The sequence below is a fragment of the Streptomyces sp. SAI-135 genome, from assembly GCF_029893805.1.
GTDB lineage: Bacteria > Actinomycetota > Actinomycetes > Streptomycetales > Streptomycetaceae > Streptomyces.
The window spans coordinates 1626446-1646540 of sequence record NZ_JARXYP010000002.1 but is presented as its reverse complement, the minus strand read 5'-3'; the positions used below and the strand labels follow the sequence as shown (position 1 = coordinate 1646540).

Annotated in this window: 20 protein-coding genes; 13 read left to right on the top strand and 7 right to left on the bottom strand. The window is 73.9% G+C overall.

Features of this window, described 5'->3' with window-relative positions:
• Positions 1-23 precede the first annotated feature (23 nt).
• Positions 24-596, top strand: a complete 573-nt coding sequence (locus M2163_RS11845) for an XRE family transcriptional regulator (protein WP_280852814.1) — start codon at positions 24-26, stop codon at positions 594-596.
• Positions 597-616: 20 nt separating this feature from the next.
• Positions 617-1174: a YbaK/EbsC family protein gene (locus M2163_RS11840; RefSeq protein ID WP_280893939.1), complete on the top strand. Its 558-nt coding sequence runs from the start codon at positions 617-619 to the stop codon at positions 1172-1174.
• 2 nt (positions 1175-1176) lie between these two features.
• On the opposite strand, the gene M2163_RS11835 is transcribed toward M2163_RS11840, so the two are convergent.
• The gene (locus M2163_RS11835; RefSeq protein WP_280893938.1) at positions 1177-2265 is read right to left on the bottom strand and encodes a cation diffusion facilitator family transporter; all 1089 of its coding nucleotides are present in this window, start codon (positions 2263-2265) and stop codon (positions 1177-1179) included.
• Positions 2266-2327: 62 nt separating this feature from the next.
• Between M2163_RS11835 and M2163_RS11830 the strand changes: the two genes are divergently transcribed.
• Positions 2328-2687, top strand: coding sequence for a metalloregulator ArsR/SmtB family transcription factor (locus M2163_RS11830; RefSeq protein ID WP_280893937.1), 360 nt, complete (start codon positions 2328-2330; stop codon positions 2685-2687).
• Between the two features lie 4 nt (positions 2688-2691).
• On the opposite strand, the gene M2163_RS11825 is transcribed toward M2163_RS11830, so the two are convergent.
• Positions 2692-3903, bottom strand: coding sequence for a 4-hydroxybenzoate 3-monooxygenase (locus M2163_RS11825; protein ID WP_280852818.1), 1212 nt, complete (start codon positions 3901-3903; stop codon positions 2692-2694).
• A gap of 46 nt (positions 3904-3949) precedes the next feature.
• The gene (locus M2163_RS11820) at positions 3950-4357 is read right to left on the bottom strand and encodes a CoA-binding protein (protein ID WP_280852819.1); all 408 of its coding nucleotides are present in this window, start codon (positions 4355-4357) and stop codon (positions 3950-3952) included.
• Between the two features lie 247 nt (positions 4358-4604).
• On the opposite strand from M2163_RS11820, the gene ppk2 reads away from it, so the two are divergent.
• Positions 4605-5408, top strand: a complete 804-nt coding sequence (ppk2, locus tag M2163_RS11815; RefSeq protein WP_280852820.1) for a polyphosphate kinase 2 — start codon at positions 4605-4607, stop codon at positions 5406-5408.
• A gap of 10 nt (positions 5409-5418) precedes the next feature.
• On the opposite strand, the gene M2163_RS11810 is transcribed toward ppk2, so the two are convergent.
• The 4 genes from M2163_RS11810 to M2163_RS11795 all read right to left on the bottom strand — a co-directional run bounded on the left by M2163_RS11810 (position 5419) and on the right by M2163_RS11795 (position 9029).
• Positions 5419-6303 (bottom strand): universal stress protein, encoded by an 885-nt coding sequence (locus M2163_RS11810; RefSeq protein WP_280893936.1) that lies wholly within the window; start codon positions 6301-6303, stop codon positions 5419-5421.
• A 5-nt stretch (positions 6304-6308) separates the two neighbouring features.
• Positions 6309-7331: a zinc-dependent alcohol dehydrogenase gene (locus M2163_RS11805; RefSeq protein ID WP_280893935.1), complete on the bottom strand. Its 1023-nt coding sequence runs from the start codon at positions 7329-7331 to the stop codon at positions 6309-6311.
• Positions 7332-7356: 25 nt separating this feature from the next.
• Positions 7357-8262 carry a universal stress protein gene (locus M2163_RS11800; protein ID WP_280852823.1) on the bottom strand — a complete coding sequence of 302 codons (906 nt, stop codon included), beginning with the start codon at positions 8260-8262 and terminating at the stop codon, positions 7357-7359.
• Between the two features lie 146 nt (positions 8263-8408).
• A complete protein-coding gene (locus tag M2163_RS11795; RefSeq protein WP_280852824.1) occupies positions 8409-9029 on the bottom strand; it encodes a DoxX family protein in 621 nt (206 codons plus the stop codon).
• 340 nt (positions 9030-9369) lie between these two features.
• On the opposite strand from M2163_RS11795, the gene sulP reads away from it, so the two are divergent.
• The 9 genes from sulP to M2163_RS11750 all read left to right on the top strand — a co-directional run bounded on the left by sulP (position 9370) and on the right by M2163_RS11750 (position 20076).
• Positions 9370-11025, top strand: coding sequence for a sulfate permease (gene sulP, locus M2163_RS11790; RefSeq protein ID WP_280854259.1), 1656 nt, complete (start codon positions 9370-9372; stop codon positions 11023-11025).
• A 741-nt stretch (positions 11026-11766) separates the two neighbouring features.
• A complete protein-coding gene (locus tag M2163_RS11785) occupies positions 11767-12231 on the top strand; it encodes a cyclic nucleotide-binding domain-containing protein (RefSeq protein WP_280852825.1) in 465 nt (154 codons plus the stop codon).
• Positions 12232-12249: 18 nt separating this feature from the next.
• On the top strand, positions 12250-12951 hold the full coding sequence (locus M2163_RS11780; protein WP_280852826.1) for a CBS domain-containing protein: 702 nt from the start codon (positions 12250-12252) through the stop codon (positions 12949-12951).
• Between the two features lie 77 nt (positions 12952-13028).
• The gene (locus M2163_RS11775) at positions 13029-13730 is read left to right on the top strand and encodes a response regulator transcription factor (protein WP_280852827.1); all 702 of its coding nucleotides are present in this window, start codon (positions 13029-13031) and stop codon (positions 13728-13730) included.
• 128 nt (positions 13731-13858) lie between these two features.
• Complete coding sequence (locus tag M2163_RS11770; RefSeq protein ID WP_280893934.1) at positions 13859-14575, top strand: hypothetical protein; 717 nt, start codon at positions 13859-13861, stop codon at positions 14573-14575.
• Positions 14572-15111, top strand: a complete 540-nt coding sequence (locus M2163_RS11765) for a histidine phosphatase family protein (protein ID WP_280852829.1) — start codon at positions 14572-14574, stop codon at positions 15109-15111. Before M2163_RS11770 ends, M2163_RS11765 begins: the two co-directional genes overlap by 4 nt.
• A gap of 59 nt (positions 15112-15170) precedes the next feature.
• Positions 15171-15797 (top strand): YigZ family protein, encoded by a 627-nt coding sequence (locus tag M2163_RS11760; RefSeq protein WP_280852830.1) that lies wholly within the window; start codon positions 15171-15173, stop codon positions 15795-15797.
• A 125-nt stretch (positions 15798-15922) separates the two neighbouring features.
• Positions 15923-17086, top strand: coding sequence for an exonuclease SbcCD subunit D (locus M2163_RS11755; protein WP_280893933.1), 1164 nt, complete (start codon positions 15923-15925; stop codon positions 17084-17086).
• The gene (locus M2163_RS11750) at positions 17083-20076 is read left to right on the top strand and encodes an SMC family ATPase (RefSeq protein ID WP_280893932.1); all 2994 of its coding nucleotides are present in this window, start codon (positions 17083-17085) and stop codon (positions 20074-20076) included. The genes M2163_RS11755 and M2163_RS11750 overlap by 4 nt, the downstream gene beginning before the upstream one ends.
• Positions 20077-20095: the final 19 nt, after the last annotated feature.

Here is a 20095-nt window from a genome sequence, read left to right as displayed (position 1 = left end):
TCATACAGAATATTGGACGTGACGTGTCGGACCTCGACCTCCTGACCCAGTCCCTCGCGCGCAACGTCAAGCGCTGGCGGACCGAGCGCGGCTTCACCCTGGACGCCCTGGCCGCCCGGGCCGGGGTCAGCCGCGGGATGCTGATCCAGATCGAGCAGGCCCGCACCAACCCGAGCCTCGGCACGGTCGTGAAGATCGGCGACGCCCTCGGCATCAGCATCACCACGCTCCTCGACTACGAGCAGGGCCCGAAGGTGCGGATCGTCCCCGCCGAGCAGGCCGTACGTCTGTGGCACACCGACGCGGGCAGCTACAACCGGCTCCTCGCGGGCGCCGAGGCCCCGGGCCCGCTGGAGATGTGGGACTGGCGGCTGATGCCGGGCGAGAGCAGCCCCTCGGACCCGCACCCAACGGGCACGGTCGAGCTCGTGCACGTCACGGCCGGCGAGCTCACCCTCACCGTCGACGGGGTGGAGCACCGGGTCCCCGCCGGCGCGAGCGCCTCCTTCGAGGCGAACACCCCGCACACGTACGGCAACCAGGGCGCGGTGCCCATGGAGATGGTCATGGCCGTCTCGGTGCCGGCGGTGTCCTGAGCGGCTGTTAGCGTGCCGCCATGGACGCACCCATCGGACACTTCGAGCACGCCACCCCCGCCCCCGCCGCCCTCGACGGGCTGATCCGCCCGGTCGCCGACGCCGTGCGCCACTGGAGCGGCAGCGTCCCCGCCGAGCAGATCGTGTACGTCGACACCGACCCGCAGTGGGCCGACACCGCGGTCTTCGTCGAGCACTACGGCCGAGAGCTCCTGGAGCAGTCGGCGAACTGCGTGGTGGTGGCCGGCAAGCGGGGCGGCGAGACCACCCTCGCCGCGTGCGTCGTCCTGTCCACCACCCGGGCCGACGTCAACGGGGTCGTCCGCCGCACGCTCGGTGCCCGCAAGGCGTCCTTCGCCTCGATGGACACGGCGACCGGGGAGACCGGCATGGAGTACGGCGGCATCACCCCGATCGGACTGCCCGCCGGCTGGCCGCTGCTGGTCGACCCGGCCGTCGTCGATCTGCCGTACGTCCTGGTCGGCAGCGGACGCCGGCGCGGGAAGCTCCTGGTGCCGGGGAAGGCGTTCGCCGAGCTGCCCGGTGCCGTGGTGCTGGAGGGGCTCGGCGTCGCCTGAGCTCAGGCCGGGGCGTGACGGGCGAGGCCGTGGTGAGCGAGGCCGTGGTGGGCGAGGGCGTGGTGCGGATCCGTCTCGCCCGGGACCGGCGCCGGATCGGCGTGCACCAGGGCTGCCGTGAGGCGCGGCACCGCGTGCAGCAGGGCGTGCTCGGCGGCCACGGCGACCGCGTGCGACTGACGTACCGTCATCTCGCCGTCCACCACCACCGCCACCTCCGCGCGCAGCCGGTGCCCGATCCAGCGCAGTCGCAACTCGCCCACCCCGCGCACCCCTTCGACCTCCCGCAGCGCGCCCTCGGCCCGGTCCACGAGCTCCGGGTCGACGGCGTCCAGCACCCGCCGGAACACCTCGCGGGCCGCGTCCCGCAGTACCAGCGTGATCGCGGCCGTGATCGCCAACCCCACCACCGGGTCGGCGAGTTGCCAGCCCAGGGCCGAACCGCCGGCCCCGAGGAGCACGGCCAGTGAGGTGAACCCGTCGGTGCGGGCGTGCAGTCCGTCCGCCACCAGCGCGGCCGAGCCGATGTCACGGCCCACCCGGATGCGGTGGCGGGCGACCCACTCGTTGCCCGCGAAGCCCACCAGCGCGGCCGCGGCGACCGCGGGGACGTGTGCCACGGGCCGTGGATCGAGCAGCCGGTCGATCGCCGCCCACCCGGCGAAGGCCGCGCTCGCCGCGATCGTCAGCACGATCACGATGCCCGCGAGGTCCTCGGCCCGGCCGTAGCCGTACGTGAACCGGCGGGTGGCCGCACGCCGGCCCAGCACGAAGGCGACGCCCAGTGGTACGGCGGTCAGCGCGTCCGCCGCGTTGTGGACGGTGTCGCCGAGCAGCGCGACGGACCCGGACACCGCCACGACGACCGCCTGTGCCAGGGCAGTGGCTCCCAGTACCGCCAGCGAGACCCACAGGGCGCGCATGCCGCGGGCGGAGGACTCCAGGGCGGAGTCCAGCTTGTCGGCGGTCTCGTGGGAGTGGGGGGTCAGGAGGTGCGCCAGGCGGTGACGGAGGCCGTGACGCCCGTGCCCGTGTCCGTGCGGATGGTCGTGCTCGTGGTCGTGGCGGTGGTCGTGCTCGTGGTTGCTCACGGGTGCCCCTTCCGGTGCGCGCGGTGGTGGACGTACCGCGCCCACACGGCCATTATGTGCGTATGAGCGCACGCATGCACCTGTCACCTGCGCACGATGCGCACCCGCGCACCCCCGGCGAGGAACAGCTCGCCCTCGCCGCGGAGATCCTCGCCCTGCTCGGCGACCGCACCCGCCTCACGCTGCTGCACGCCCTGGCCGGGGGAGAGGCCGACGTCTCGACGCTCACGGAGGTGTGCGGGGCGGCCCGGCCGGCCGTCAGTCAGCACCTGGCACGGCTCCGGCTGGCCGGGCTGGTCAGCACGCGGAAGGAGGGCCGCCGGGTGGTCTACGCACTGCGAGACGGCCATCTGCGCCGGCTCGTCGACGAGGCGCTGAACGTGGCCGACCACCGGCTCAGCGACCGTCCGGTGCACGACTGAGGGATCAGTACGCGGACGCCGTGCCGAGGTACTGCTCCGCGAAGGCCGCCGCGGCGGCCGGTGAGGTGAACAGGCGGCGGAGCCGGGCGAAGGTGGTGCCCGCCCGGTACTCGTCGCCCGACGAGGTGCCGTGGTAGACCTCGGAGAGCCACTGGGAGAACTCCTGGTAGTCCCACACGCGCCGCAGACAGGCCTCCGAGTAGCCGTCGAGGCCGCTCCCGTCGCCCTTGCCGAGGTAGGCGACGAGTGCGTCGCCGAGCAGGAAGGCGTCGTGCAGGGCGAGGTTCATGCCCTTCGCCGCTATCGGCGCGGTGAGGTGGGCGGAGTCCCCCGCCAGGAACAGGCGGCCGAACGTCATCGGCTCGACCACGTAGTTGTGCATGTCGAGCACGCGCTTCTCGATCAGCCGTCCCTCGGTGAGCGGCGGGGCGCCGTCCGCTCCCAGGCGCAGCTGGAGTTCGGCCCAGACGCGGTCGTGGGACCAGTTCTCCGGGTCGTCGCCCGGCGGGCACTCCAGGTAGTAGCGGGTGACTTCGGGGCTGCGGGCCATGTGTCCGGCGAAGCCGTTCGGATGGATGCCGAACAGGACGCAGTCGGAGGACGGCGGCGCCTCGGCGAGCAGCGCCAGCCAGCCGACGCCGTAGTCGTGCCGGGCGATGTCGGTGGTCTCGGGCAGGACGGTGCGGGTCACCCCGCGGGCCCCGTCGCAGCCGGCCACGAACTCGCACTCGACCAGCTGCCGTTCGCCCGTCTCCGTATCGGTGTACGACACGGACGGCCGGGGCGTCCGCAGGTCGTGCAGCCGGACGTCCCGGACGCCGAAGCGGATCTCGCCGCCCCGTACGTCGGCGTACTCGCGTACCAGGTCCGTGACCAACAGGGGCTGCGGGTAGACGAAGTGGTGCTGTCCCGTGAGCTCGCCGTAGGCGAAGCGGAAGCGGTCGCCGGCGAAGCGGAACTCGCACTCGGTGTGCAACTGGGCGCGTTCCAGCAGGGAGTTCGCCAGTCCGCGCCGCTCCAGACCTCGTACGGCCCACTCCTCGATGACGCCCGCGCGCGGCCGCTGCTCGATGAACGCGCGGGTCTCCGCCTCCAGGACGAGGCAGTCGACACCCGCGGCCCGCAGGATGTTGCCGATCGTCAGCCCGGCGGGTCCGGCGCCGACGATGACGACCGGAAAGCTTTGTGGGGCAACGGAGTTGGGGTGGGAGGTCACCCGGTCATTATGTCGGCCCCCGGTGAGGGCGGGGAGGGTCGGGAACTCAGGCCAGGCGCGGGATCTCGATCGCCGGGCACCTGTCCATCACCATGTCGAGGCCGGCGGCTCGGGTGCGGTCGTACGCGGGCTCGTCGATCACGTCCAGCTGGAACCACACCGCCTTAGCGCCCTTGGCCACGGCCTCGTCGGCGACGGCTCCCGCCAGGTCGCTGTTCACGAACACGTCGACGACGTCCACGTCGAAGGGGATGTCCGCGAGCGAGGCGTATCCCTGCTCGCCGTGCACGGTCTCCGCCTTGGGGTGCACCGGCACGATCCGCTTGCCGTAGCGCTGGAGCACCCCGGCGACCCCGTAGGCCGCGCGCCGCTGGTTCGACGACAGGCCCACCACGGCCCAGGTGTCGCCGAGTTCGGTGAGGATCTTGCGGATCGTCGCTGGGTCGCCGTACACGTCGGATCTCCTAGGGCAGGGGGAACTGCGGCATGGGAGAGAACACCGGCGATGGCCTGGGTCTTCCCGGCGGGAGGGGGCGGGACCCTGCGGGCTCGGGGTCGGCCGGGTGAGCCCGGCACCTGAGACCCCCGACGCCGACCTGTGTCGGCGGGCCTGTGCCGGGGGCTCGGGGTGCGTGGGGGTGGGCGGGAAAGTACGGTGGCGGCCAGGTGTGGAGTCGGTGTGGGGCGGAGGGTGGAGCGGCATGGGTGAGAAGGGCGCGGAGAGGCTGACGCGCAAGACCTATGAGAAGGAACTGCTGCGTCTGCAGACGGAGTTGGTGAGGCTCCAGGAGTGGGTGCGTGCGGAGGGCGCCCGGCTGGTCGTGGTCTTCGAGGGCCGGGACGCGGCGGGCAAGGGCGGCACCATCAAGCGGGTCGCCGAGCACCTCAACCCCCGTGTCGCCCGGATCGCGGCGCTGCCGAAGCCGACCGAGCGCGAGCGGAGCCAGTGGTACTTCCAGCGGTACGTCGAGCAGTTGCCGGCGGCCGGCGAGATCGTGCTGTTCGACCGGTCCTGGTACAACCGGGCCGGCGTCGAGCACGTGATGGGCTTCTGCACCAAGGAGGAGTACCAGCTGTTCCTGCGCCAGTGCCCCCTGTTCGAGCGGATGCTCGTGGAGGCCGGGATCGTGCTGCGCAAGTACTGGTTCTCGGTGAGCGACACCGAGCAGCAGGAGCGGTTCCGCAAGCGCCTGGAGGATCCGCTCAGGCGCTGGAAACTGTCGCCGATGGACCTGGAGTCCATCACCCACTGGGAGGCGTACTCCCGGGCCAAGGACGACATGATGGTGCACACCGACATCCCGGAGGCGCCCTGGTTCGTCGTGGAGAGCGACGACAAGCGCCGGGCCCGGCTGAACATGATCGCCCACCTGTTGTCCTCGGTGCCGTACCACGAGGTCCCGCCGCCGGTCCTGGAGCTGCCGGAGCGGCCGAGATCGACCGGGTACGAGCGCCCGCCGCGTGATCTGCAGACCTACGTCCCCGACCACGCGGCGAGTCTGTGACCCGAGCCGCTCACTCCTGCTCGGGCACGATCGCGACCGGGCAGTCGGAGTGGTGCAGCACCCGATGGGCCACCCGGCCGAGCTGGAGCCCGAAGTGCCGCGCGTGCCGCCTCGCACCGATGACCAGAAGGTCGGCGTGGTGCGAGGCCCCGGCCAGCACCGTTCCGGCCGGCCCCTCGACGGTACGGCGGCGCAGATCCGCATCGGCCGGCGCGTCCCGGAGCGCGGCCTCCAGGACGTCCACCGCCTGCTGCTCGTGCAGCCGGGCGGGCTCCCCGGCCAGCAGCGGATGGTCGGTGCTTTCGTGCGCCGGGCACCGCCAGGCCCGTATCGCCTCCAGCTGCACCCCGCGCCGCGCGGCCTCCGCGAGGGCGAAGTCCAGGGCCGACCTCCCGTGGCCCTCGCTCCCGCCTCCGACCCCGACCACGACGCGGCCGTGCCGCCCGGAGCGGGCCTGGTTGTCATGGCTGCCCCGGACGACGACCACCGGGCAGTGCGCGTGCCCGGCCACCGCCAGGCTCACCGAACCCAGCAGCGCCTCGGACACGCCGCCCCGGCCACGGGTGCCCGTCACCAGCAGGGACGCCTCGCGGCTCTCCCGTACCAGCGCGTACTCGGGCTCCTCGAAGACCACCTCGGAGGTCACCTTCAGATCGGGGTGACGGGCGCCGGCCCGCCGCACGGCACTCTGGACGACGTCCTGCGGCAGCACCCGCGACGAGGGCTCACCGAGGTCGTGGGCGAGGGCGGCACCCTCGTAGCGTTCCCACAGGCAGGCGTTGACGATCCGCAGCGGCGCTCCCCGCAGGGCGGCCTCGTCGCAGGCCCAGTCGAGGGCGCGCAGAGCGGGCTCGGAGCCGTCCACACCGACGACGACCGGAAGGTCCATCGACATCGAGCTCACCGCCCCGCACCCAGGTCGAAGACGATCCGGGCCCTGACCTGACCGCGCAGCACGTCCTCGACGGACTCGTTGACCGAGGAGAGCGGGCGGGTCTCCGAGATGACCCTGGTCCGGCCGGCCGCGTGCAGCTGGAAGACCTCGGTGAGGTCCTGCCGGGTGCCGACGATCGAGCCGATCACACTCGTCCCGTTCAGGACGGTGTCGAAGATCGGGACCTGCACGGTGCCGTGCGCGGGCAGGGCCACCATGACGAGCTTCCCGCCGCGCCTGAGCCCCGCGTTGACGGCGGCGAAGGCGTCCTCGTTCACCGCAAGGGCGATCGCCGCGTGCGCCCCTCCGTACCCCTTGAGCACCTCGGCCACGTCGTGCTTGCGGGCGTCGATGACGAAGTCCGCGCCCAGTTCGGCGGCGAGTTCGAGCTTCTCGTCGGTGACGTCGATCGCGGCCACCCGAGCACCGGCGATCTTCGCGTACTGCACGGCCAGGTGCCCGAGTCCGCCGATCCCGGAGATCGCGACGAGCTGAGTGGGCCGCACGTCGGCGACCTTGAGCGCCTTGTACGTGGTCACGCCGGCGCAGGTCAGCGGGGCGGCGTCGACGGCGGTGACGCCGTGCGGCACCGGCTGGGCGAAGTCGGCCCAGGCCAGCATCTTCTCCGCGTAACCGCCGTCGCAGCCGTAGCCGGTGTTGATCTGCCGCTCGCACAGCGTCTCCCAGCCGGACAGGCAGTGCTCGCAGCGCCCGCACGCCTTGCCCAGCCAGGGCACGGCGACCCGCTGCCCCACGGACAGGTGGGTGACCTGCTCGCCGAGCTTCTCGACGATGCCGACGCCCTCGTGGCCGGGCACGAAGGGCGGGTTCGGCTTGACGGGCCAGTCGCCGCGGGCGGCGTGGATGTCGGTGTGGCAGAGCCCGGACGCCTCGACACGGACGCGGACCTGGCCCGGGCCGGGTTCGGGGTCGGGCCGGTCCTCGATGACCAGGGGCTCGCCGAAGGCTCGTACGACCGCTGCCTTCATGGTGCAACTCCTCATTGTTGATACGTCAGTTGTGCGGGACGACGGCGACGGGGGCGATGGAGTGGTGCAGGACCGCGTGCGTGACGGGCCCGATGTGAGTGCCGAGCGCGCGGCGACGGACCCGGCGCCCCACCACGACCAGGGAGGCCTCGCGGGAGGCGTCGACGAGGTGGTTCGCGGGGGTGCCGTAGAACGACTCCTCGACGACCTCGGTGTCCGGGAACTCCTTGCGCCACGGGACCAGGACCTCGGCCAGGGCGCCGGTCTCACGCCGGGCCAGCGCACCGTGGCGTTCGAGGTCCACGGCGAGGCCGTAGGCGTAGTACGGGGGAGGGTTCCAGCCGTGCACGACCCGCAGGGACGTGCCGCGGCGGACGGCGGCGGCGAACGCGAAGGAGATCAGCTCCTCGTCGGGACTGTCGGTGTCCAGGCCGAGGACGACGGGCCGGAACGGGGTCGCGGCGGACGGGATGCCGGCCGGATCCGTCTCGTGCTCGTCGGCGGCCTGCTGGTCGGCGCGGACCAGTACGACCGGCCGGTCGGCGTGCGCCACGACGGACAGCCCTACCGAGCCGACCATGAAGCCGCCGATCCCGCTCAGCCCGCGCGAGCCGAGCACCAGCAACTCGGCGTCCTTCGCCGCGCGCAGCAGTTCGTCGGCGGGCCGGCCGGAGAGCTGCCCGATGCTCACGTCCACGCCGGGATGGCGCAGCCGGATGCCCTCCGCCGCCTCCCGGGGTATCCGCTCGGTCCAGTGCTGCTGGGTCTCCACGCCGAGGAGAGGCGCCTGCGCGATGGGTTCGGGTACCGGCTCCCAGACGTGTACCAGCCGCAACGGCAGGCCCAGCAGTCCCGCCTCACGAGCGGCCCACTCGGCCGCCGCCCGGCTCTCGCGCGACCCGTCGAGACCGGCAGTGACGGTACGGACCATGATCTCCACCTCCTGATTCCAGCGTCGTCCTCGGAACAGGGCCCACGGCAGGGGTCGTACGTCCCTGCCGTGGGCCGACCGGCCCAGGCCGGTCGTTCGGCGCGGCGGACCCGCTTCCCCTGCGGGGCCCGCCACGCCTCCCGCGGTCAGCGCAGCCAGCGGCTGCGGCCGACGAACGGGAGCCTGGCCCAGAGCCTGCCGAGGCCGAGGGTGTCGCCCGCGGAGGCGACGGCCAGGGCGATCAGGACGAGGGCGTAGACGAGGTGGTAGTCGGCGAAGGGGTTCGTCGACATGCTCGGCGAACCGTCGGAGAGGTGCCGGGCGGGCGGCCACTCGGCGATCCACATCAGCGCCATCATCACGGTGCCCGCGACGGCCGCGAGCCGCAGCGCCACCCCGGCGATCAGGGCGACGCCGATGCCGAGCAGACCGAGCATGAACAGCCAGTCGGCCCAGGTGTCGCCGGCCCACGCGTGGAAGGTCGACTCCATCGGTCCCGCGGCGACTGAGCCGAGAAAGCCCCTGGTGGGCGAGCCGCCGTCGATCCAGCCCTTGCCGGACGGGGTGGCGTACCCGAGGCCGAAGGTCTTGTCGAGGAAGGCCCACAGGAAGACGAACCCGGTGAGCAGGCGCAGGGAGGCGAAGGTGTAGGCCCGTGCGTCGCTGTGCGCCGACACTGCGGACTCGGCTGCGGGGGTGGCCCGGTTCCTGCGGACGGACGGCAGATGGAAGCCCGGGCTCCGGTGAGGGTGCTCGTGCACGGCCATGATGGTGTTCCCTTCGAGGAGCTCCGGTCGGTGCCTTGACGCCCCTCACCCTGCTCGTGCGCGGTCGTCACCGCCGGGTGCCGAAGGTCGGTGACCACGGGGCTGAACGGCCCCGGCCGCAGGGACGGTTGGGGGCGCACGCTCCCTTCGGCCGCAGCGGTGGGGCCCGCGCTGCGGCGACCTCCCGCGCACCTCGCGCCCGGGGCACCGTCGGTGGATCATGAGGCCGGACGGCGGGAGGTGGATCATGGGCCGGACGGCGGGAGGTTGGTTCATGGGACGGGACAAGGACGTGGCCGGGCGGCGCCGTCCGGTGCTCGGCGGCCTCGCGGGGCGTCTGATGCCGGGGGCGGTCGACCTCCTCGGCTACCGGCGCGCCTGGCTGAGAGGCGACGTGCTGGCCGGGGTCACCGTGGCCGCCTACCTGGTGCCGCAGGTCATGGCCTACGCGGGCGTGGCCGGACTGCCGCCGGTCGCCGGACTGTGGGCGATCCTGCCCGCCCTCGGCCTGTACGCGCTCCTGGGCTCCTCACGCCTGCTCTCGGTCGGCCCCGAGTCCACGACCGCGCTGATGACGGCCACCGTCGTCGCTCCGCTCGCCGGCGGCGACCCCGCCCGCCACGCCGGCCTGGCGGCCGCCCTCGCCGTCACGGTCGGACTCCTGTGCCTGGTGGCGCGGGTGGTGCGGCTCGGCTTCCTCGCGGACCTGCTCTCCCGGCCCGTCCTGATCGGCTACCTCGCCGGAGTGGCACTGATCATGATCGTGGACCAGCTGCCCAAGCTCACCGGGGTGCCGACGACGGGCTCAACGTTCTTCCCCCAGCTGTGGTCCTTCACGAGGAACGTGCCCGAGGCCCACCCGGCGACCGTGATCCTCTCCGGCGCCGTGCTCGTGTTCCTCTTCACGGTGCCGAAGAAGGTGCCGGGCCCGCTCGCGGCCCTCGTCCTCGCCACCGCCGCCGTGGTCGTCCTCGACCTCGACGACCGGTACGGCCTCAAGGTGATCGGCGACATCCCCTCCGGCCTGCCCGGGCTCGCACGGCCGGACCTGACCGAGCTGCCGGGGCTGGTCCTGCCCGCCCTGGGCGTGCTCATCGTCGCGTACACCGACTTCATCCTCACCGCCCGGGCCTTCCATGGCGAGGGACCCGCACTCGACGCCGACCAGGAGTTCCTGGCGCTGGGCGCGGCCAACCTCGGCGCGGGCGTCCTGCACGGCTTCCCCGTCAGCAGCAGCGCCAGCCGTACCGCCCTCGCCTCCTCGGCGGGCGCCCGCAGCCAGGCGTACTCCCTGGTCGCCGGTGCCGTGGTGCTCGCCGTGCTGCTCCTTCTCAGTCCGCTGCTCGCCCGTACGCCCTCGGCGGTGCTCGGCGCCCTCGTCGTCTACGCGGCCGTCCGCATGATCGACCTCGCGGGGTTCTCCCGCCTCGCCTCCTTCCGTCGCCGCGAGTTGTTCCTCGCGCTCGGCTGCCTGACCGGGGTTCTCGCCCTCGACATCCTGTACGGCGTCCTCGTCGCCGTCGGTATGTCGGTCGCCGAGCTGCTGAGCCGGGTGGCCAGGCCGCACGACGCGATCGAGGGCGTGGTGCCCGGGGTGGCCGGCATGCACGACGTGGACGACTACCCGACGGCCCGCACGATTCCCGGCCTGCTCGTCTACCGCTACGACTCCCCGCTGTTCTTCGCCAACGCCGAGGACTTCCACCGCCGTGCCCTTGCCGCCGTGGACCAACAGACCCAGCCCGTACGGTGGTTCGTCCTCAACACCGAGGCCAATGTCGAGGTCGACATCACCGCGCTCGACGCGGTCGACGAACTCCGCCGCGAACTCGGCCGCCGCGGAGTGGTGTTCGCACTCGCCCGCGTGAAGCAGGACCTCCTCACCGACCTCAAGGCGTACGGCCTCGCGGACGCGGTGGGCCCGGAACGGATCTTCCCCACGCTACCGACAGCGGTGGCCGCGTACCGCCGGGAGTTCGGGGCGGAGCCGTCGTAGAGCGGACCCGCCGGGCGCGGGCCCCGCAATGCAGCCGGTGTGCAGCGGACTCGGGACGTGCGGGACCGTACGCCCCAGGCCGACTGCCCCCGAACCCGCCGCGGACGGGCCACTCGGCGGGGGGCGGGGGCGGGGTCGTCGGGCGCGGATCCGGGGCGGAGCCGGTGTGGACCGGCACTCGGGCGGGTGGGGCTGGGGCCCGTCGGGTGCGCGCACTTGGCGGGGACTGGGGCGTCGGGTGCGAGTGCGGGGTCGCCGGTGTTGAGCGCGCTCGGCCGGGACTGGGGCGTCGGGTTCGGGGCGGAGTTGGTCCGGGTGGGGGGCTGGGTGCAGCTGGTGTGGCCGGCATTCGGACGGCCGGGACTGGGGCGTCGGGTGCGAGTGCGGGGTCGCCGGTGTTGAGCGCGCTCGGCCGGGACTGGGCCGGGGCCGGCAGGTGTGGGGCCAGGGCGGAGCTGATGTGTGCCGGCGCTCGGGGTGGGCGGGGCCGCAGTCTGCCGGCGGTGAGACCGGGGCGGAGCCCGTGAACAGCGCACTCGGTGCGGTTGCGGGTCCGGGACACCGGCGGAGGGCGCGGTCGGCAAGGGGGAGTTCGGGGTGCGGCCGGCGCGGACGGGACCGGAACCCCGTCGCCGTGCGGGAGCCGAGTGGGCCCGGGGAGGGACCGGGTGGCCCATGGGTCGGTGACTGCCGCGGGTCCACGCTGGCCGTAGCGGTTCCGTAGCCCTCGGGAGGCACGTCATGATCACCACGCCCACCCCCAGCATGCTGCGCGCCCTGCCCGCCGAGCACCGGCACCGGCTGATGCGCGTCGCCCGTGAGGTGTCCTTCCCGCAGGGGGCACGCCTGTTCGAGGAGGGGGGTCGGGCCGACCGGTTCTGGATCATCCGGACGGGGACCGTCGAGCTCGACATGCGGGTACCGGGCCGTCGGCCGGCCGTCATCGAGACCCTGCGGCACAACGAACTCGTCGGCTGGTCCTGGCTGTTCACCCCGCACTGCTGGCACCTGGGCGCCGAGGCCATGACCCCGGTACGGGCGTACGAGTTCGACGCCACGGCCGTGCGCCTGATGTGCCGGGAGGACCCGGCCATGGGCCACGCCGTGTCCCAGTGGGTCGGGGACGTCCTCGCCCACCGGCTGCACTCCGCGCGGATCCGGCTCCTGGACCTGTACGCCCCGTACGGCTCCGGCAGCATCGTCTGAGGGAGCGAGGAGACCACCATGCACGGCACCCCGCACATCGTCAGCGACGTCATGACCCACACCGTCGCCGCCGTCGGCCGAAAGGCGGGCTTCAAGGAGATCGTGCGGCTGATGCGGGACTGGGGCATCAGCGCCCTGCCGGTGATCGAGGGTGAGGGCCGGGTCGTCGGCGTCGTCTCCGAGGCCGACCTGCTGCCCAAGGAGGAGTTCCGCGACACCGACCCCGACCGGACCACGCAGCAGCGCCGCCTGACCGACCTGGCGAAGGCCGGCGCGGTCACCGCGGAGGAGCTGATGACCTCACCGGCGCTCACCATCCGCCCTGACGCCACGCTCGCCCAGGCCGCCCGCAGCATGGCGCACGCCAGGGTCAAGCGGCTGCCCGTGGTGGACGAACTGGGTCTGCTGCAGGGCGTCGTCAGCAGGTCCGACCTGCTCAAGGTGTTCCTGCGCGGTGACGAGGAGATCGCCGAGGAGGTGCGGCGCGAGATCGTGACGTACCTCTTCCCGCCCCCGGGCTCGGCGGTCCGCGTCCAGGTGCACGACGGAGCCGTCACGCTCGTCGGCCGGGTCCGGGACACCTCCCTCGTCCCCGTGGCCGCCCGGCTGGTACGCGCCGTCGAGGGCGTGGTGGACGTGGACTTCGAGCTGGAGGGGCACGGTCCGCCGGACTCCGCCGCCGGCCGGCCCACCGGTGCACCTTGGGCCGGACGGCCCTAGTGCGCCGGGCCGCGGCGCGCGATGATCGACCCCACGGACCGCACGCCGTGCGTCCGCCGTCGGAACGAGGGGTCGTCATGACCGAGCCAGGCACCTTCACGGAGCAGAACCCGATCCGGGTCTTCCTGCTGGACGACCACGAGGTCGTGCGACGTGGCCTGACGGACCTGCTCGACGCCGAACCGGACATCTCGGTGGTCGGAGACGCCGGCACCGTCGAGCACGCCCTGGTGCGAGGACCGGCGCTGCGCCCGCACGTGGCCGTGCTCGACGTCCGTCTCCCGGACGGCGACGGCATCACCGTCTGCCGCGAACTGCGCAGCCAGATGCCGGAGCTGGCCTGTCTGATGCTGACCTCGTTCGACGACGAGGACGCCCTCCTCGACGCCATCATGGCCGGGGCCTCGGGCTATGTCCTCAAGCAGATCCGCGGCTCCGACCTGGTCTCGGCGGTCCGCACGGTCGCCTCCGGCCAGTCCATGCTGGACCCCGCGACCACCGCCCGCCTGATGCGCTCCCTGCGCGCCGACCCCGTCGAGACCCCGGCGATCGCCCCCGAGCTCGCAAGCCTCTCGCCCCGGGAGCGGGACATCCTCGCCCTGATCGGGGACGGACTGACCAACCGTGAGATCGGCAAGAAGCTCTACCTGTCCGAGAAGACGGTCAAGAACCACATCTCCCGGCTGCTGGCCAAACTCGGTGTCCAGCGTCGCGTCCAGGCCGCCGTCCTCGCCTCCCACCTGGACCAGCCGGAGACGGACGACCGACCCGCGAGGTGAGGTCCCCCGCGCGGGACGTCAGCGGCCCCCGTACCGGAACGGGCCGCCGTACCGGAGAACGCCGCGACCCTGTCCGGAATACCGGTCAGTCACCTGCGCCCGGCCCTCCGTCCGCCTACGCTCGCCCCGTGCTGCGCATCACCGACGCCCGAACCGGCGAGCCCGTCGACGCCGTCCCCGCACGCAGGGGCCTGACCCGGGTCGAAGCCCACGTGCCGGGCTACGACACCTCCGCCCTGCGCGTGCTGCTCGTCGCCGACCTCCTCGTGCGGGCCCTGGAGATCGGCGGCACGCCCGTGTGGGCACTGCTCACCGGGGACCGCGAACAGGAGCGGCTGCACGCGGGCGCCGCCGCCCTCGGCATCCGGCCCTTCGAGGACCGCCGCGACGTCGGCCCCGGGTGGGGCGAGTCCCAGGCCGTCCATGTGGTGGCGGAGGGCGGTGCGACCCCGGACGGGGTCCGGATCGCCGTCGCGCCCGTGCGGACGCCGGAGATCCCGGCCGACGCCGATCCCGCCGAGGTCCGTCTCGCCCTGCTCGCCGTGGACCGCGGCACGCCCGCCCTGCTCGACGAGGCGGCCCTGAGCGAGGCCCACGGCACCCTCACGCGCTGGCGCCGGGCCGTCGCCGGGTGGGCCCGGCATCCGTCCCGGCCCGTCCCCGACACCGTGCGCGGACGGCTCCGTACCGCCTGGGAGGACGACTTGGACGTACCCGAGGTGCTGCGCGTGCTGCGGTGGGTCGAGGAGTCCGACCTGCCGCAGGGCGCCCGTTTCGAGACATACGCCCACGCGGACCGGCTGCTCGGTCTCGACCTCACCCGCGACCTGGGGGCCCCGGCATGATCGAGCGCGCCGGAGCGGGCCCGCTGCGCCGCCTCGTCGTGCTCAGGCACGCCAAGTCCGCCTGGCCCGAGGGCGTCACCGACCACGAACGCCCCCTCGGGCCCCGTGGCCGCCGGGACGCGCCGGAGGCGGGCCGCGTCCTGGCCGCCTCCGACCTGCTCCCCGACCTCGCCCTGTGCTCCACCGCGGTACGCGCCCGGCACACCTGGGAGCTGGCGTCCGCCCAATGGGGCACCCCGCCGCCGGTGCGCCTCGACCCCGGCCTGTACGGAGCGGGCGTACCGGAACTGCTGGCGGCCGTGCACGAGACCCCTGCCGAGGTCGTGACCCTGCTCCTCGTCGGACACAACCCCGGCCTGGAGGAACTGGTCCTCACCCTCGCCGGGGACGGCCTCGACGACGCGCTCGACGAGGTCCGGGTGAAGTTCCCGACGTCGGCGATCGCGGTGCTGGCCTGGCACGGCACGTCCTGGCGGGCCCTGGAGCCGGGCACCGCGCTGCTCACCTCCGTCATGGTGGCGCGGGGAAGGAAGTGACCGGGGCGGGCCCCGGTCGCCCCCGCGGCCGGTGTCCGGTCACCGATTAGGCTGGCCGGATGCAGGACGAGTACCGCACAGTGGCCCGCGCGGGCGTGCACGAGACCGAGGTCAACCGCTCCCGCTTCCTGTGCGCCCTCGCCCCGGCGGCCACCGAGCGGGAGGCCCAGGACTTCGTGGCCGCCGTCCGCAAGGCGCACGCCGACGCCACCCACAACTGCTGGGCGTACGTCATCGGCGCGGACGCCGCGATCCAGAAGGCGAGCGACGACGGCGAACCCGGCGGCACCGCGGGCGTGCCCATGCTCCAGATGCTGCTGCGCCGCGACATGCGGTACGTCGTCGCCGTCGTCACCCGCTACTACGGCGGCGTCAAGCTCGGCGCGGGCGGACTCATCCGGGCGTACGGCGGCGCGGTCGGCGAGGCCCTGGACGTGGTGGGCACCCGCACGCGCCGCCGCTTCCGCCTCGCCACGGTGACCGTCGACCACCAGCGCGCCGGCAAGGTCGAGAACGACCTCCGGTCGACCGGACGCGAGGTGCGGGACGTCCGCTACGGCGAGGCGGTCACGATCGAGATCGGCCTGCCGGACGCGGAGGTGGCGGCGTTCCGGGGGTGGCTGGCGGACGCGACCGCGGGGACGGCGGAATTCGAGCTCGGGGGAGAGGCGTACGGCGATGCCTAGTTGGCCTTTCCGGGCATAACGGGCTTTCCCGCGTCCGGTCATGACGGGTCGGTGCGCCGGACATGACGGAGCGATACGGGAGTAACCGCACGTGATGTCGGACCCGGCAGTTAGGGTCGGGGATCATGCGATTGCTGCACACGTCCGACTGGCATCTCGGCCGAGCCTTCCACCGGGTCAACATGCTCGGGGCCCAGGCCGAGTTCATCGGTCACCTCGTCGGCACCGTGCGCGAGCACGACGTGGACGCGGTGGTCGTGTCGGGAGACGTGTACGACCGCGCGGTGCCGCCGCTCGCCGCGGTCGAGCTGTTCGACGACGCCCTGCACCGGCTCGCCGACCTCGGTGTGCCGACGGTGATGATCTCGGGGAACCACGACTCCGCCCGCCGCCTGGGCGTCGGCGCGGGCCTGATCGGGCGCGCCGGCATCCATCTGCGGACCGAGGCGGCGGGGTGCGGGGCACCCGTCATGCTCGCCGACACCCATGGCGACGTCGCCTTCTACGGTCTGCCCTACCTCGAACCCGCCTTGGTGAAGGACGAGTTCGGCGTGCGGAAGGCGGGCCACGAGGCCGTGCTCGCCGCCGCCATGGACCGGGTCCGCGCCGACCTCGCGACGCGCGCGCCGGGGACGCGGTCCGTCGTCCTCGCCCATGCCTTCGTCACCGGCGGCGAGCCCAGCGACAGCGAGCGGGACATCACCGTGGGGGGAGTGGCGGCGGTGCCCGCCGGTGTCTTCGACGGCGTCGACTACGTGGCCCTCGGACACCTGCACGGCAGCCAGACCCTCACCGAGCGCGTGCGCTACTCCGGCTCCCCGCTGCCGTACTCCTTCTCGGAGGCCGATCACCGCAAGAGCATGTGGCTCGTCGACCTGGACGCGCAGGGAGCGGTCACCGCCGAGCGCGTCGACTGCCCGGTGCCGCGGGCGCTGGCCCGGATCCGGGGGACGCTGGAGGAGCTCCTCGCCGATCCGCGGCTCGCGCCGCAGGAGGATGCCTGGGTCGAGGCGACCCTCACCGACCCGGTCCGCCCGGCGGAACCCATGGCCCGGCTCTGCGAGCGCTTCCCGCACACGCTCAGCCTCGTGTTCGATCCCGAGCGGGCGCCGGACGACCCCGACGTGTCCTACGCCCGGCGGCTGGCCGGGCGCAGCGACCAGGAGATCGCCGAGGACTTCGTGGCCCATGTGCGCGGTGCCGGACCCGACGAGCGCGAACAGGCCGTGCTGCGGGACGCGTTCGACGCCGTGCGCGCGGACGAGGCCGTGCGGGAGGTGGCGCGGTGAGGCTGCACCGGCTGGACATCACCGCCTTCGGCCCCTTCGGCGGCTCCCAGACGGTCGACTTCGACGAGCTGTCGGCGGCCGGGCTGTTCCTGCTGCACGGGCCGACGGGCGCCGGGAAGACCTCCGTGCTCGACGCCGTCTGCTACGCGCTGTACGGCTCCGTGCCGGGGGCCCGGCAGAGCGGCCAGGGCACGGCACTGCGCAGCGATCACGCCGCCCCGGGCACCCGCACGGAGATCCGTCTCGAACTGACCGTCGCGGGCCGCCGGCTGGAGATCACCCGGCAACCCCCCTGGGAGCGCCCGAAGAAGCGCGGCACCGGTACGACGCTCGACAAGGCGCAGAGCTGGCTGCGCGAGTACGACGGGCCCGCCGGCACCTGGAAGGACCTGAGCCGGTCCCACCAGGAGATCGGGGAGGAGATCACCCAGCTGCTCGGCATGAGCCGCGAACAGTTCTGCCAGGTCGTGCTGTTGCCCCAGGGCGACTTCGCGCGCTTCCTGCGGGCCGACGCCGAGGCGCGCGGCAAGCTGCTGGGACGCCTCTTCGACACCCACCGCTTCGCCGAGGTCGAGAAGCGGCTGGCCGAGCGGCGCCGCACCGCCGAGGCACAGGTGCGCGAGGCCGACGCCGCGCTGCTGGCCGACGCGCACCGCATGCAGCAGGCGGCCGGGGACGCCATGGAGCTGCCCGGGCTGGCGCCCGGTGAGCCGGGGCTCGCCGAGGCCGTCCTGAGCGCGGCCGCCGTCGCCCGCAGCACCGCCCGCGAAGAGCTGACGATCGCCCGCTGCGGACTCGGTGCCGCCGAGTCCGCCCAGGCCGCCGCCGAGCGCGCCCTGGCCGATGTACGCGAAGTCGACCGGTTGCAGCGCCGCTTCGCGCAGGCACGCGAGCGGGCCGCACTGCTGGAGGAGCGGGCCGACGGCTACCACCGGGCGCAGGCCCGCATGGAGCGGGCCCGCAAGGCGGAGGCGGTCGCGCCCGCACTGGAACTGCGCGAGGCGGCCGAGGCCGAGCACCGGCGGGCGGCCGCGGCCGAGGCACGCGCGCGCGAGCTGCTGCCGGAGACCCTCGCGGGAGCGGGCGCCGCCGGACTCGCGACCGCCGCACGCCGGGCCGCCGAGGAACTGGGGTCCCTGGACTCGGCCCGCCGCGCCGAGCAACGGCTGGCCGCACTCGTACGGGAGCGCACCGAGCTGGACAGCGAGGAGCGGTCCGACGAGGACGTCCTCCAGGAGGCCGGGGCCTGGCTGGCCGGTTGGGAGGAGGCACGCGCGGGCCTGCGGCACGCCGTCGAGTCCGCGCAGGAGGCGGCCACCCGCGCCGAACAGCTGGCCGTGCAGCGGGAGCCCGCCCGCAAGCGGCTCGCCGCCGCACGCCAGCGCGACGCCTTCGCCCGGGACACCGACGACGCCCAGCGGCAGGTCGTCGAGGCGACGGACCGGGCCCTGAAGGCCCGCGCCGACTGGCTGGACGTCAAGGAACGGCGGCTGGACGGCATCGCGGCCGAGCTGGCCGCGCAGCTCACCGAGGGCGAGCCCTGCGCGGTCTGCGGAGCCACCGAGCACCCCGCCCCCGCCCGCAAGGACGCCGGGCACGTCGACCGCGAGACCGAGGAACACGCACTCACCGCCTCGCAGCACGCCGACGAACAGCGCGCCGAGGCCGAGCGGCGTCTCGCCTTCGTGCAGCGGGCGCTGGCCGCCGCCCAGGGCGAGGCCGGTGACACCTCCACCGAGGACCTCGCCGTCCAGACGGACGCACTGGAGCGCGAGTACGCCGAGGTCCGCGCCCTCGCCTCCACGTTGCACACCGCGACGGAACAGCTGCGGCACGCCGAGCGGGAGCGCGAACAGCGGCTGACCGCCCAGCAGGAGGCCGCCCTGCGGACCGCCTCCCGGGGCGCCCGCCGGGACGCCATGGAGCGCGAACGCATCGCGCTGGAAGCGGAGTTGACCGAAGCGCGCGGGGCCGCCGACAGTGTGGCGGCCCGCGCCGCCCAGCTGGAGCGGCGGGCCGCGCTGCTCACCGAGGCGGCCGACACCGCGCGCGCCGCCGAGGACACCGCCCAGCGGCTCAAGGACGCCGACGCCCGCCTCGCCGACGCCGCCTACCGGGCCGGCTTCGACACCCCGCAGGCCGCGGCCGACGCCCTCCTCGACGAGACGGCCCACCGCGACCTCCAGCACCGGCTGGACGCCTGGCAGGCCGAGGAGGCCGCCGTGCGGGCCGTACTCGCCGAGGCCGACACCGCCGAGGCGGCCCGCCGGCCGTCCGCCGACGTCCCGGCGGCCGAGCGGGTCGCCGCCGACGCGGGCCGCCGGGTCCGCGAGGCCGCCTCCGCCCTCGACGCGGCCGCCCGGCGCTGCGCGGAACTGGACCGGCTCTCCGCCCGTTCGGCCACCGGCCTCAGACAGCTCGCCCCCCTGCGTGAGGAGTACGACCGGGTGGCCCGCCTGTCCACACTCGCCGCCGGCACCTCCGCGGACAACGAACGCAAGATGCGCCTGGAGTCCTATGTGCTCGCGGCCCGCCTGGAACAGGTGGCGGCCGCCGCGACCGTGCGCCTGCAACGGATGTCGTCCGGCCGGTACACCCTGGTCCACTCCGACGACCGCACCGGCCGCGGCCGCAGCGGACTGGGCCTGCACGTCGTCGACGCCTGGACCGGGCGCGAACGGGACACGGCCACGCTGTCGGGCGGCGAGACCTTCTTCGCCTCGCTCGCCCTGGCCCTCGGCCTCGCGGACGTCGTCACCGACGAGGCGGGCGGGGTCCGGCTCGACACGCTCTTCATCGACGAGGGCTTCGGCAGCCTCGACGACCAGACCCTGGACGAGGTCCTCGACGTCCTGGACTCCCTGCGGGAACGCGACCGCAGCGTGGGCATCGTGAGCCATGTCGCCGACCTGCGCCGCCGCATCCACGCGCAGCTGGAGGTCGTGAAGGGGCGGACGGGGTCCGTGCTGAGACAGCGCGGCGCGGGCTGAGGCCCCCCGTCCCGGGGGG